General features: G+C 33.6%; 12 protein-coding genes. 3 read left to right on the top strand and 9 right to left on the bottom strand.

What is annotated here, in order from left to right:
• Positions 1-23: 23 nt before the first annotated feature.
• The 9 genes from IR135_RS01010 to IR135_RS01050 all read right to left on the bottom strand — a co-directional run bounded on the left by IR135_RS01010 (position 24) and on the right by IR135_RS01050 (position 11,859).
• Positions 24-1,214: a glycosyltransferase family 4 protein gene (locus IR135_RS01010; protein ID WP_135095890.1), complete on the bottom strand. Its 1,191-nt coding sequence runs from the start codon at positions 1,212-1,214 to the stop codon at positions 24-26.
• A 165-nt stretch (positions 1,215-1,379) separates the two neighbouring features.
• Positions 1,380-2,210, bottom strand: coding sequence for a glycosyl transferase (locus IR135_RS01015; protein WP_135095892.1), 831 nt, complete (start codon positions 2,208-2,210; stop codon positions 1,380-1,382).
• An 81-nt stretch (positions 2,211-2,291) separates the two neighbouring features.
• Positions 2,292-3,200 (bottom strand): ABC transporter ATP-binding protein, encoded by a 909-nt coding sequence (locus IR135_RS01020; RefSeq protein WP_135095894.1) that lies wholly within the window; start codon positions 3,198-3,200, stop codon positions 2,292-2,294.
• A gap of 13 nt (positions 3,201-3,213) precedes the next feature.
• Positions 3,214-4,500, bottom strand: a complete 1,287-nt coding sequence (locus IR135_RS01025; protein ID WP_135095896.1) for a glycosyltransferase — start codon at positions 4,498-4,500, stop codon at positions 3,214-3,216.
• 10 nt (positions 4,501-4,510) lie between these two features.
• On the bottom strand, positions 4,511-6,181 hold the full coding sequence (locus IR135_RS01030; protein ID WP_167753326.1) for a heparinase II/III domain-containing protein: 1,671 nt from the start codon (positions 6,179-6,181) through the stop codon (positions 4,511-4,513).
• A 5-nt stretch (positions 6,182-6,186) separates the two neighbouring features.
• Positions 6,187-8,811 (bottom strand): glycosyltransferase, encoded by a 2,625-nt coding sequence (locus tag IR135_RS01035; protein ID WP_318272202.1) that lies wholly within the window; start codon positions 8,809-8,811, stop codon positions 6,187-6,189.
• The gene (locus IR135_RS01040) at positions 8,811-9,722 is read right to left on the bottom strand and encodes a GW dipeptide domain-containing protein (protein WP_135095900.1); all 912 of its coding nucleotides are present in this window, start codon (positions 9,720-9,722) and stop codon (positions 8,811-8,813) included. Before IR135_RS01040 ends, IR135_RS01035 begins: the two co-directional genes overlap by 1 nt.
• Before the next feature lie 13 nt (positions 9,723-9,735).
• Positions 9,736-10,545 carry an ABC transporter permease gene (locus tag IR135_RS01045; protein ID WP_194194240.1) on the bottom strand — a complete coding sequence of 270 codons (810 nt, stop codon included), beginning with the start codon at positions 10,543-10,545 and terminating at the stop codon, positions 9,736-9,738.
• A 150-nt stretch (positions 10,546-10,695) separates the two neighbouring features.
• Positions 10,696-11,859, bottom strand: a complete 1,164-nt coding sequence (locus IR135_RS01050) for a glycosyltransferase family 4 protein (protein ID WP_135095902.1) — start codon at positions 11,857-11,859, stop codon at positions 10,696-10,698.
• 108 nt (positions 11,860-11,967) lie between these two features.
• On the opposite strand from IR135_RS01050, the gene IR135_RS01055 reads away from it, so the two are divergent.
• The 3 genes from IR135_RS01055 to IR135_RS01065 are packed head-to-tail and all read left to right on the top strand — an operon-like array spanning position 11,968 to position 14,253.
• Positions 11,968-13,335, top strand: coding sequence for an LCP family protein (locus IR135_RS01055; protein ID WP_135095904.1), 1,368 nt, complete (start codon positions 11,968-11,970; stop codon positions 13,333-13,335).
• A gap of 10 nt (positions 13,336-13,345) precedes the next feature.
• Positions 13,346-13,819, top strand: coding sequence for a DUF2538 family protein (locus tag IR135_RS01060; RefSeq protein ID WP_318272203.1), 474 nt, complete (start codon positions 13,346-13,348; stop codon positions 13,817-13,819).
• An 8-nt stretch (positions 13,820-13,827) separates the two neighbouring features.
• Positions 13,828-14,253, top strand: coding sequence for a GNAT family N-acetyltransferase (locus IR135_RS01065; protein WP_135095908.1), 426 nt, complete (start codon positions 13,828-13,830; stop codon positions 14,251-14,253).
• The last annotated feature ends 2 nt before the right edge of the window (positions 14,254-14,255 follow it).

A 14,255-nucleotide genomic window follows, 5' to 3' on the forward strand; every position in this document is an offset into this window, starting at 1 on the left:
ATAAAAGAGTTTAAGCGATGTTGTTAGCGCTTAAACTCTTTATCAGAGATAAAATCTTCCAGTTTTTCAATATTAGCTTCCCATAGAAAATGAGACTTTAATAAATGTTTAGAGTTTTTCCGAAGCCTGGCTTCCAGCTCGTCATCCAGTTTAACTTTCTTAATCGCCTCTGTAAGCTCTTCAGCCGTAGCTTTCTCTTTAGCGTAACCTACATCATATGAGTTAATTAAATCACTTGTATAGCCCCCGAGATTTGTGACAACGGGAACTCCTGAAGCAATACCATCAATCACTTTGCCTGGCAGGACATTTAAAAAGATTTCGCTGTCTTTTAATATAGACAGCTGAATATTAGAATTTCTTATTTCAATTAAACATTCTTCTCTGGTTTTTTCTTCTTCGAAAGTTACATACTTAAAGTCCTTATATTCAATATACGATTGGAATAAGTGAGCATTCATTCCATAGCCTATTATTTTAAAATTAATTTTATTTTCTTCAAGTTTATGAGCCATTTCCTGCAGTTTTTCATAACTTTGAGCAAAGCCTATATTCCCTGTGTAAATCACTCTGAAATCATCAGGTGCTTGTTCAAATTCCACTTCGCTTTCAGTAAAAGCATTAGGTAAAAACAAGACGGATTTATTTTTTGTCATTTTCTTTATATAATTTCTAAATCCCTCGTTGTTAATGACGATTTTATCCGACTGCTTGTACAGCATCTTTTCCATGAATTTCAGCACAGGATAAAATAAATTTATGTTCATCTTTTCTACATCTCGTACACTATCCGGCCAAAGATCACGCACTTCTAAAATTCTTTTAACATCTTTGTCTCTCTTTTGAAAGAAAGCGGCCCAGGGGATAAAAATATTAGGTGTTGTGACGTAAATTGTATCGTACAGGTGCTGGTATTTCTTAACATATACCCGTACTTTATAGGCAAGTTCAAAATAATACATTAAACGGAAAGCCATAGATTTACTCTGCTTGTCCGTTCTCATTTTGAGTCTCATAATATCTTTAGAATTATTTATTTCTTCGCTGCTCCAATACTTATCTTCTTCATACATCTTTGCATTAGGATAAGCCGGATTAGTAGTGAGCACTTCTACATCGTGCTTTTTTGCCAGCTGAATATATAAATTTTTTAATCTGTTGGCGCCGGAGCCGATTTCGGGATAAAAATTTTGTGTGATCATTAATATTTTCATAATTCACCTATACTTTTACAAGGATAAAGGCTAAACAATTAAGTTCAGCCTTTCTTAATAATTAATATATATTTTTATACAACGATTTAATCTGATTATATAATGATAACACAAAAGATTAATTAGATAGTATGACCTTTTTTATTTTTACTTATTCAATGTAAATTAAAATAGTTTTAATTTATAAGAACGTTTAACATTCATAGTATCATTTATCAATTTCACAGTATCTTTTTGTCCCAATGGATTATGTCCCGCTTTTTTATTATGGTAAAGTAAGGTTTTTGTCTGTTGCAAATTCAGTTTACTCTTCGTGAACTTTTGCATGTAAGGAAAATAGTGTTTTTTCATATCGGGGCCACATAGTCTATTTTGTACATATAAAATATTGGGAGTATAATCATAATATTTAAAAGCTTCTATAACATCTAGTCTATGAGCATAATTTTCATAAGCGTATTCGATACTCCCGTAAATTTTTTCAATTAAGGGTTTAGAAGCACTCTCAGCATAATTCTTTACATCTGTCTGTGGGTTATTGACGATAGCATTAGAGTTACTGTGCATTGCTGATAACACCATAGACATAAATCCGCCAGCAGAAGAGCCATAATAATAAACATCGTTATCTTTTATTTCTAATCTTTTTGATAAAGTTTTGATAATCTCACTATATATTTCTAAAGCAAACTCTTCTTTGATACCCTGTCCCCAACCAATTCTAAGTTTATCTTTATGAATTGTCGGATCATCTAGAAATATATGTGAAGCATCAAAATCATCTGACCACTTATGTCTCATATAAACGGGCGGTTTACTTCTTTTAGGATTAATTGCACCATTTGATAACACAAGTAACTTGGAAGTGAATCTTTTTAACCTTACTAGGAAACAATATGTTAAATTATCACTCGTATAATGTATCTCTGTTTTTTTATTAAATCTAATTTTTATTTTTTCAAGCTCACTTATACTATTAATTTTTATTATATCCATATAATCCCACCATAATTCGTATTGCAAACATAATTATAATCAAACTAGCTAAAGCACTAATCAATTTATAATATTATTACTTTAAAATATATTTAATTGCAATAAAACACTATAAACAAAAAGACCAAATAATGAAACAATTGGAATATACCGTAGTAATGGCCTATGATACTTTTTAGTTGAAATTTCGTCACTTTTCTCCTGCTGCTTTGTAAGCATTTCCTTCTTATAATCGAGTTGATCTTGTTTGGACATTTTTTGAAATTTTGTGATAAATCGTGCATACTCGTTAGCGATAGGTACACATTTACCATAATCAATTAATTCACCATAATGAATCCACATTGCTTTATTACACATTCTGCCAACCTGTTTTGCTGAATGAGAAACAAAAAATATCGTTTTCCCTTCTTTTTGAAACTGTTTTATTTTTTCGATACATTTATTAGAAAAAGTTTCATCTCCAACCGATAAAGCTTCATCTATGATTAGCACATCAGGATCTGTATGAATTGCAATGGCGAAACCAAGCCGAGATTTCATACCACTTGAGTAAGATTTTATCGGCTGATTTATAAAGTCATCTAGTTCACTGAATTCTAAAATATCATTGTAACGCTCATCTATTTGTTTTTCAGACAACCCGTGCATTAAACATTTTTTCTTAATGTTTTCCACACCGGTTAGTTCCTGATCCAAACCAGCATTAATCGCAATCATTGAACTGGTACCATTTATAGTAATCTTACCCTCACTAGGTACTGTAGCCTCACCCAGTAAATCAGATAATGTTGATTTACCCGATCCGTTCAAACCGACTATACCTACTGAGTCACCTGGTTCAACTTCAAATGATATATCTCTTAATGCATAAAAAGGTTTTTCTTTATAAAAGTGACCGAACGTAAATAATGACAGCAATTTGTCCTTACGGCTTCTGTTCATATCATATATTTTTGAAACATTTTCGACTTTAACTTTATAAGTCATATTCAACCTTCTCTCAATTACTTAATTCATTATAAATATTAAGTAACTCTTCTTTTTCATTTTCCCAGTTATAATTGTATTTCGCATTTTTGCAATTCATACTCAATTCATTTCTAAGGTCTGGGTTATCAATTAATTTTTGAGTAGCTGATGCAATACTTTTAGGTTTATCTGCTTCTACAGTTATACCAATATTCTCTTCGTCTACAACACGTTTTATTTCAGGGAAATCACAACTGATGACTGGAACTTCGGCCATGATATACTCAAAAAGCTTGTTAGAAGATGCCGAGTAATGATTATAACTTGTATTTTGCAGTACCTGATATCCTATATAAGCTTGTTTCGTATATGAAGGTAGTTTTTCCAACGGCTGTTTAGGAAGAAACTTAACTTTATCTTCCAATTGTTTTCTATTTGTTTCTTCTATCAGTTCTTCTTTCAGCTTGCCATCACCAATTATAACAAGTACTCCATTTTCAATATAATTCATCGCCTGGATTAATACATCGAGTCCTCTGCCATACTGAACTCCACCTTGATACAATAATATTTTTTTTGAACGTTCGATATTAAGCATTTCATATAAATCGACGTCAGGAACCTTGTCTATATCATACAGTGCTGAATAATTGTGAAGTGTTTTTGGCAGATAACCATATAACTCTTCATGTTTTTTTGCACGCGTTTTGTTCTCAACAATTGTTTCATCTGCGAATTTAATTAAACTTTTTTCTACTAATTTTATTGTGTCCGGATTATAGCCTGTCCGGTCCGTTTGAACTTCATGAGAGTCATAAACAAGTTTACTGTCATGAATTATCGTACAAATGCAACCTTGAGCCAAAGTGTTTAAATCATTGGAATGATAAATATCTGCTCTTTGCTGAAGACCTTTCCCAATCATTTTTAAACTTCGAATCAATTTCACTGTGTTTTGTCTCAGCTTATTATTTTTTAAGGTTACTGCAGTTGCAATTAATCCGCTTAACATCACTAACAAGCTCTTTTTAGAGTATTTGAATAAAATCGGTGACATTACTGCCGTCACTCCAGCAGTCACTACTGTCACTCTTTTCTTTCTTTTAAAATAATACTCAAGTGCAGCAGGGTACATTGGCACACGATGCACCTTAAAGTTCTCATTGATTACCTCATATGGAACTGCTTCGGGTATTTTTTTATTTGCAATCGCAATTAAATTTACATCATAACCATTTTCACTTAATGTAAGACACTCTCTCATTACACGTGCATCGTTCGTAAAATGGTTCCATACAAACACTGTGACTTTTTTCATTATTCATCACCTATATATTTATAAAAATCTCTTCACCATTTACAGATATTTGTAATGCAAATTCATTTATGTCTGTCACCTGTATACTTAGAGAGTCATCCATACTGATTATAGTTTTAAATACATAATCACTGTTACTATTAACAGCTGCTGAAAACCTCAGCTGTTTTGTTTCTACTGCTTTACCGTAACCTGAAGTTACAATAGACTGTACTGGTTCAGTCTGTGATGGTAAAACATCAATTTTTTCTTTAATATCTTGTAATTGAGTAAATGTTACAATATTTCCGGATTTAGTTTTAATTTTTGCAGTGTTAGCTTCATAATTTACAATTTCACTCTGTGGTGACAAGTTAAAATTTTGATATATATTTGATTCTACTTCACTTTGTGCCGAATCCAGCAATATCACAACTGGATAATTCTTTAATGCAATTAATCTGCGGGATAGCTTTGAGCTTTCAAAGCTGTGGTTCTTCCCTTCAACAAAAGTATACTTTTTATTATCAAAGTATTTTGTTGTCTGCACTTTCGTCGAGAATCTATTGTCATTATCCAATTTATAATCTTCTTTATCAAAGAACAGGGTACTATGAGCCTGAGGCGACATAATGTAACGTCTTCTTATATCACCGCCATAGCTGAATTTACCAGAGTCAACAAGAATGTCATCTCCTTTATAATACAGAGTCATGCTTAGATCATCTCTGTGTTTGTGCGTGATTGTAGAATAGCCTGCCGTGAATGAAGCGTAGAAATTTTCGCTCTGAATTACAGTCAAACCAAGCTCATCATCGGAGAAATTTTTAAATACTTTCTTTCTCCCTAAAGCACTGTTACCCGAGTCTCCTAATGCAGGCAGACGTTTGTTCGGCCTTGATATAACAGGTAAAAACTCCCCAGCAACGCTCAGTTTTTTATTAATAACATCACCAAAAGTCTGATCATGTTTATTTAAATATCTTTCCATTTCCTGATACATTTTCACTACCATCCTGTGATAGTCAGGCGAGTTTTCTAAATGACTTCCTTGAGAACTGAATGAATACCAAAGAGTTTCTTTGGCTCTTCTAAAACCCGTACTGAACAGTTCACGATTTTCTAAGATATTTCCAAGAATCATTAATGAACGGTCCATCATCAACGAATGATTATTATATTTATAATTTTTATCATCCATTAAGAATTCGCCATGCTTTTTAAGAAGCTTATAGTATTTACGTTCATCAATATTTAACGTGTTTTTGGATAAGTAGAGAAAATAGATGATATTTTGCACCCTGTTTGCTACAGGATGATCATACCAAAGCATCTCATTCTTTTGTTTTGATTCCATGAAATCAATCCATGATTCTATATAATTTTCTGACTTCTCTAAATATTTAATATCTTTTGTTTTGTCATATTCTAAAAGTAAACTGCCGACAAATCGCAATGAATGAATATATAACTGATAGCTTTTACCATATCTTTTATTAGTAACATTCCAGTTATGGCCATTATTGAAGTCTGTTTTTGCAAAATTTGGAAATGGAATTATAAAATTTTCCATAGCGGAATCCGCTATTAGTTTAGTGTTTTTATCATATTCTAAGAGTTTAATAAAATCGTATTCTTCTATCGAATCGATGAAATTAACCTTATGATTTCTTTTTAATAACCTGGAAAAAATATTTGTCATTAAATTCATTCCTTATAATTCACTTCGTTTTTTAACTCTCTTATACTTTCCAATAAGTCATTATCTTCAACTTTTTCATATTTATCATACAAACTGTAAATATCAAGGAATCTTGTAATTGCTTCATGTCGTTCCTCTGGTTTAATACGATCAATACGTGATAAGTACCAGCCTTTAATATAGAAATTGAATCTTTCATTAAGATAAGTTTCTAATAAATTATGTTCTTTAAGGAATGGTATTCTTTCGATTTCCAGTTTGTAATATTTATCGAAGAATTTTTTCCCGATAGTATTTGTAACTGAACCGCTGACCGCCGCGTAATACATGTGAACAAAAGTTTCCACCGCAATTGCATTGCGGCAGTTCAGAATAAGCTCTTGGAAAAATACTGTATCCTGTCCTGCTGCTCCTTCTACCATCTCAATGTTGTTGTCCTGAATAATGTTTGTTTTAACAATCAAAGCTTGAATACTCTGGGCACGAAGGGCAGAATCTTTCATAAATTGATGTGTATCTTCAATTAGAAGTTTTTTATTATTGAATTTTTTAACTGTACCTGAATATTTAAATGTAGCTCGTCGTTTATTATCTTCTTTCATGATATTACCAACGGCCATGTCTATCTCAGGGTTTTCGACCAGTTTATGCAGTAAATCAGCATAACCGTCTCCTGAAGCCTCGTTGTCAGGATCCAAATAAGTCAGATAAGGTGTTTTAACCATTTTAGCGCCTTCGTTTCTTGGTCTTGATGCACTGCCGGAACCTTCCGGGAACTCTACATAGACAATATCAGGGTATCTGCGTCTTAATCTGTTGATGATGCTGATTGTCTCCGGATCCGTACTTCCGTCATTAATAAAAATAATTTCCATCTTGTCAAAAACAGAGGATCTTGTAAGACTTCTAAAACACTTATCTTCAAGATATCTTCCGTTATTATGAATCGGCACAATAACAGAAACTAGTTTCTCAATACCTATTTTCTCAGGACTGTTAATCATAATTTCAGTCATAGGAATAACATAACCATTCGAAGTTTCTGCTTTATAATCACTGTTTAAAATATTAGTATCGAACATAGTTAAGTTCAGGTTTCCATATTCTTCTGAATAATCATGAACATTATTATTTTGTTTTGTTACAAAGTCGACATCTGTATATACGAACGCGGACAGTAAATCTTCCAGATGATATTCTTCATAAATAAATTCGTCACTGAAATACGTAACGAAATCGTAATCATTGATATTTACATTGTTCAATTCGCTCTTATGAACCAATATTTTATTTTTGTACATCTGTCTGTCGAATGAATCCTGTATTTTACCTGAAAGTTCAGATGCAATTACTAAAATATTCTTCTCATCAATATTTGACTGAAGACCAAAGTTTTCTGCGAATTGTGAGATTCTGTGAAATCCAGTCTCATTAAGCATTACCTGTCTGATTCCTTTTGCCCGCATGTCTTCATATTCGCGTTCTGAATGATTGTTCAGCATAGGTTTTACATCCGCTTTAGTATTCACTATAAATAAATTTGGAAACTTATTATTAACTCCCATGCTGTAATTAGTAAGCATGAGGTTACCCATTGCCTGCAATTCAAATACTCTGTTGGCAAACATTGTTTCAGAGTACTTCACAGAGTTGACATTAATCGCCCAAGGAATCAATCTGTGGATATCCATTAAGTCGTTATGTTCCATAGGATAGGTTAAATTCTCAATATATCTTTTCGGGAACTGATATCTCGTTTTTCTCAGTTCAAGGTTCCTGTCGATAATCGTCAGATCAAAGCCATTTTCTTTAACACCATCAAACATCCTTGCAGATTCATTATTTCTCACCGGATATTTTTCAGTCCAGCTTCCTGCAAAAAGTACATGTTCTTTGTTTTGAAGTGCTGTTTGTGTCCGGCTGCCGACTGGATTATGATATTTAGGATTCACTCCAAACTCCATAACATAAACATTCTCGTTACCGCAGTACTCTTTATATTTATCCACCATTTCCAGTGCACTTGTATAAATAACATCGCACTCTTTTGCAATGTCTTTGAAGAGATGGAAGTTAACCGGATCTTCTTTAGAGTAGAAAGCAGTTGGCACGCCAGATTTCTTAAATGCAGCTACCATGTTCATAAGTTTTTCGCGCTTATCACTTCTTGGAGATGCTACCTGAGCCCAGCTGCCATCAATCCCTCTCCATGAACTAACTACAATAACAAAATCAAAATCACTGCTCTCAACATCACTGTCTGCTGAAATATATTTTATATTTGCTGAATCTTTATAGGCATTGTATACAAATTCGTCACATATAATTCCAATGTTATAATTTAATTTTTTATAAAATCTGGAGCCATTGCTCTTGCTGATTTCAGGGAAATGAGTTTCAAGTTCCTCTAAGAAATCTGTTTTGCCATTTTGCTCAAATTCTTCATAATATTTGTACTGGGAATTGTACATTTTTTCATTACTCAAATGTTCCAGTGCTCTGAAGTAATTTTCATCCAGCAGATTGACATAGTGTTTAAGGCGTTCAATTCTATCAAGATTATCAAAACCTTTGATTAACTCCTCGTCTTGTTTTAATTCAGTTTCTCTCTCAGTGAAATTTCCCTCCACTATTTCCCTCTCCTTTCCCAAATCGCGACTTGAATTTTACCAAGTTTTGAATTTCTTAAATTATTATACAAATTTTCAACGCGATTGAGACGTGTTTCATATTTGTCAATGTTTTTTTCAAGTTCAATCTGTCTTTTCAAAAGAGACTCAATGATACTTTTTGTTTTTTTACGTTCATTAGTCTGCATTTGAATAAAGTTTTCCTGCAGATGACTATTTTCAATGTCCAAATGACTTGTATCATAGTCCAGATCATCTAAATTCACCCAAGAGGTTTGATTCTCAGTAGATAATTTTGCTATGTTTAATTCTAGAAATACAAGTGTTACTGTAGCTTTCATTGTCTCTGCAACAGGTTCCTGATCAATTACTAAATTAGAATCTCTGTATAACTTCACACTCTCATCTACATTTAAGTAGTCGGAAGTATCAATCCCTCTGATAATATCTCGCGGGTATACAAATCCCTGAAATTTCCCTTTTAAATAAATCATTTCAAGTTGTACACCATCTACTTGTATAAATGACTTAGAAGTAAGCAATCTGCCTTTTAATGATAGAACTAAATCTTTATTAATATTTACCTGCCTGTTAAAATCCGGCGTCGTAAATTTATCAAAATTTATTTTCACAGATTCCAGCTTTTTAGGATGAATAAAAATAGAGTTTTCGAGAACTGTCCAGCCGATTATATTTGCACCGAATTCTATCAGAGCATAAAATTCTTCATCTATCTCACGTAATCCTAAAACACGCACAACCTGATTATTTAAATTCCCCAGGGTACGTTCACTGGAGTTGATATCGAACTCGTTATATATATTTTGGTTTATATTTTCCTGTACTAATATCTCAAAAAGTTGCGGTGTTTTGATGTATTCTTTCAATTTATTTACTAATTTAATATTCATGGAAATACTCCTCTTATAAATAATCTACCAGTTTATTTTTAAATCTATAGTGGATTTGAACTCCGATGTAGATTAATAGCACCGTTAATGACCAAAAGTATAAATGATCTGCCATCTCACCATAGAGCGGCCCACCTTCAAAAACCATCGCATATCGGTAATTCATAAGCAGATAGGCAAATGGATTTAGCGAAGCCATTGTCTGCAGTATTTCATTAGCTTCTGATAATGACCAGAATATCGGTGTCATGAAGAAAAACATTCTAATAACATTTTGCAGTATATTTTTCATATCTCTGATAATAATTATAAGTGACGACATGATTAACGAAATACCAAAAATTACTGCAGAACTTGCAAATATGAAATATAACAGCGCTAAATAATGTAGCGGTTCTGAGTATCCATTCCACAAACTGATTGCCATTACAATAGATGTAACCAGCAGCAGATTAAATAACCCATTCAAAATTGCAGTGGATAATAAAACACTCGCTGGGAACTTCATTTTCGTCACTAATGAAAGCTGACTTTGAATTGCATTTGAAGCACCGTTAATACCTTGTTGAATATAAAGCCATGGGAACAGACCTGAAATCAGATAGACAAGAAAAGGTATACCTTCTACATCTCCTCTGTCTCCACGCAAGCCTAAACCAAATACAATGAAATATATTAGAACCTGTAAAAGCGGTTGAAGTATATTCCAGAATGCGCCTAAATAATGATTAGCATATTGACTTTTAATATTATAAATAGATAATTTCCATATTAAATGTCTGTGATGCCATTGTTCCTTAAAAAATTCTATAATTTTCAGCATAGTTTTCCCCAATTCAATTCTTCACTTAATTACATATGCAGTAAAATATTGTTACGTGAACAATAAAAAAACCAATAATCACTATATCATTTTGTCTGTTAAGACTTCTATTAAATATAAAAAAGTGTTACCTGCAAAACATGATAACACTTAGATTTCATAATAAATATTATTCAATACCTGTTTCTCATTATCCCAGTTATACTTGTTTTTAGCTCTTTGAGTATTCTCCTTAAGACAATTCCTTTTATCTTCATCATCAATTAACTCCTGAATTGCCTGCTGTAACTCTATTGTATTCGACTCTTCAACTGTTAAACCAATTTTTTCTTCTTCAATCACCTTCTTAATCTCTGGTAAATCTGAACCGATTACAGGAACATGAGCCATAAGATACTCAAACAGTTTATTTGATGATGCTGAATAATGATTAAAATTTGTATTCTCTAAAAATTGAATACCGATATCAGCTGTTTTTGTATAGCTTCTCAGTTCTTGATAAGGCACTCTGTCTATAAATATCACTTTGTCCTCAAGTTTTAATTCTCTATGATAATCTAGCAGATTTTGACGTTCTTTTCCATCGCCAAGCATAATCAGCTTTCCATTTTCAATATTTTTAAAAGCATCGAGCAGCTTAAATAAACCTCTCCCTTCCTGCATACCTCCCTGATAGAGTACAATCTTTGTGTCCTCTGGAATGCTGTAGACTTCTCTTAAAGGAAAAGCTTTAACTTCATCAATATTATATAATTCAGAGTAGTTATGAATCGGTGTCGGCCGGCTTTTATATAAATCTTTATGGTAATCGGCTCGTGTGTCATTCTCTACAATCACTTTATCAACAAATTTAAGCAGTAACTTTTCTATTCTGTATATTTTTTCAAAGCTGTAATGTGTTCGGCTTGTCTGTACTTCATGAGAGTCATAAATTAATTTCTTTCTCTTTAAGCGGAGTTTTGCGCTCACGATTCCCTGAATTAAAGTATTTAAGTCATGTGCATGATACACATCTGTATTATATTTCCTACCTAGCATTATCATTTTAAACATTAGCAGCATATTTGGTATATGCTTGGTAATAACAGACGATTTAATCTTGCTTGTTATCTTTTCAGGAAATTCTAATTTCAGAGGTCTGTTGACAACTACACCCTTCCTGATTTTCTCACCGGAAGGAAGATGCATTTCAGACAGTTCTTTCTTAGCAATTATTGTTACTGTATAATCTAAATCAGCTAACGCAGATGCTTCTCTCAGCACCCTTGCATCATTCACAAAATTATTCCACACGAACATCGTTACCTTTTTCATTTGCAACCCTCTATATTTTAATATATTGTTTTAAATTATGTCTTATTATCATTATAATAGAAGTTAATGCATTTTAAAATCTAAACTAGAAATGGGTCTATGACATTGATGAAAAAAATAATATGGACAATTGTGATTGTCCTGGTACTGATTTTAATCGGTGCCGGTATTTATATTTACAGTCTTTATAATACTTTTGATGAAGGGGTCAGCAGCTCCTACGAACCTACTGACAAAGAAAGATCGGACTTAAGAAAAGAAGACGCTACAGTGGAAGACAGCTTTACAGTTTTAATTCTCGGTACTGATGAGAACGAATCACGTGCCGAAAAAGAAAATTTAGACGGCGATGATTTCCGCACCGACAGCATGATACTTGCAACCTTTGATAAGAACAATGATGATGTAAAATTGGTTAATATCCCAAGAGATACACTAGCCTACCTTAAAACTGAAGAATACTTTGATAAGATTAATCACGCTCATATGTACGGTGGTCCTTCAGCTTCCATGGATGCTGTCGAGAGACTATTAAATGTTCCTGTAGATTATTATGTTCGTATTAATATGGCAGGCGTAGTGGATATTGTAGATTCTGTAGGCGGAGTCGAATTCGATGTGCCTTTTGATATGAATGAGCCGAATCAGGATGACAACGGCCGAATCGAACTCTCTGAAGGCGTTCAGGAGCTGAGCGGTGCAGAAGCGCTTGCTGTCGTCAGAAGCAGACGGGTCGATTCAGATTTAGGACGCGGGAACAGACAGATGGAACTCGTGGAAGCTGTACTCAACAAAGTTAAATCATCCGGCGGTTTAAGTAAAATTGATGATTTAATTAAAGTTGTTGCGGATAACACTAGACATAACTTTACAACTAAAGATATCCGTCAGCTTGCTTCATATTACGCTTTTAACGATATCTCTTTCGATTCCACCCAGCTGCGCGGTACAGATTACTGGCAGCAAGGAAACGGAGCTTATTTCTACAGAGCAGATGATGAGCATTTATTTGTTCTCTCAAATACGATACGCTCTATACTGGAAATAGAACCTTCTGAACCGTTCGATTTACTGCAGCTGAGATTAGGCGATTATCTTGTACCTTATGAATATATGGATGATTATATGCTCACTGAACATCGGCCCGAAGTAATCCCCTACTTCGCCGAAGAAGGTTATGAAAGTTCTTACGGTGACGGCTTTGAAACTGAGGAATTTGATTACGAAGAATCTGATGTCGAAGGCGAAGACGATTTAGAAGATACAACAGAAGGTGACTTCAATCAGGGTAATCAGGCTCCTCAGGATGAAGGCACTGAAGAACCGGCACAAGGAGAAAATTATAATAATGAAGGTTATTATGATGACGGCACAAACAATCAGAATGATAGCTACTATGATGATGGTACAGAAACAGAAGATGAATACTACGAGGGCAGCAATAGCAATTCACTGAATAATGGTTATTATTATTAATTAAGTGGAGGTGGCTGTTTTGAGAAAATCATATGACAAAGTGACAAATATCCATGAAATGATGGATAATCTGGAAGAACTGATTAAAAATAATAATCAGCCAAAAATTGAAAATGAATACTTTTATATGAATCACGAACACAAAGAATTATATTTATCCCTGAGAAGTTATTTTTCGGAATCACAGAACAACCCTTCTGTTGATGCAGCCTGTTATATCACTGCGATTCCTGAAATATATGAAGTTGTAAATATTTTTGATTATATTTTCCCGCTGGACTGGATTCAAAAAGACGGCAGGTTATCAGATGAATTTAAAAAGCTAAAACCGCATATCCAGTACATTGCACTGGCAGCAGCAGAAGCAAGCAACATTAAATTTAACACCCGTCCTGCCCTATCACTCGGTATGGATTACTGGAATATTGAGCAGCTTAAAGTATTTTGGCAGTATACGATTATACGAAGAAAAAATGCGATGTAGGTGATGAAATGGAACTTAAAATAACTGATAATCCAAAGTATTACAATCAATGCCTGGAAATTAGAAAAGAAGTTTTTGTTGACGAACAAAACGTGCCGCTGGAATTAGAAGTCGATGAGTATGAAAAAGAATCTGTGAATATTCTCCTGACTCTTGATGACCGCCCAATCGGTACAGTCAGATACCGTGATATGGGTGACGGTCTAATCAAAGTAGAACGCATGGCTGTAAGAAAAATAGCAAGAGGTCTGCACCTCGGCCAGACACTCATGAACTTCGTTCACATTCATGCAGAAGAAAACGGCTATACACGAGCCAAGCTAGGTGCGCAGGTACATGCGCTTAACTTTTATGAAAAGCTCGGTTACCATGTTTCATCTGATGAATTTGATGATGCAGGTATTCCTCATAAATATATGGAGAAAGAATTATAATG

Source organism: Jeotgalicoccus nanhaiensis (assembly GCF_015235105.1).
Classification (GTDB): Bacteria; Bacillota; Bacilli; order Staphylococcales; family Salinicoccaceae; genus Jeotgalicoccus; species Jeotgalicoccus nanhaiensis.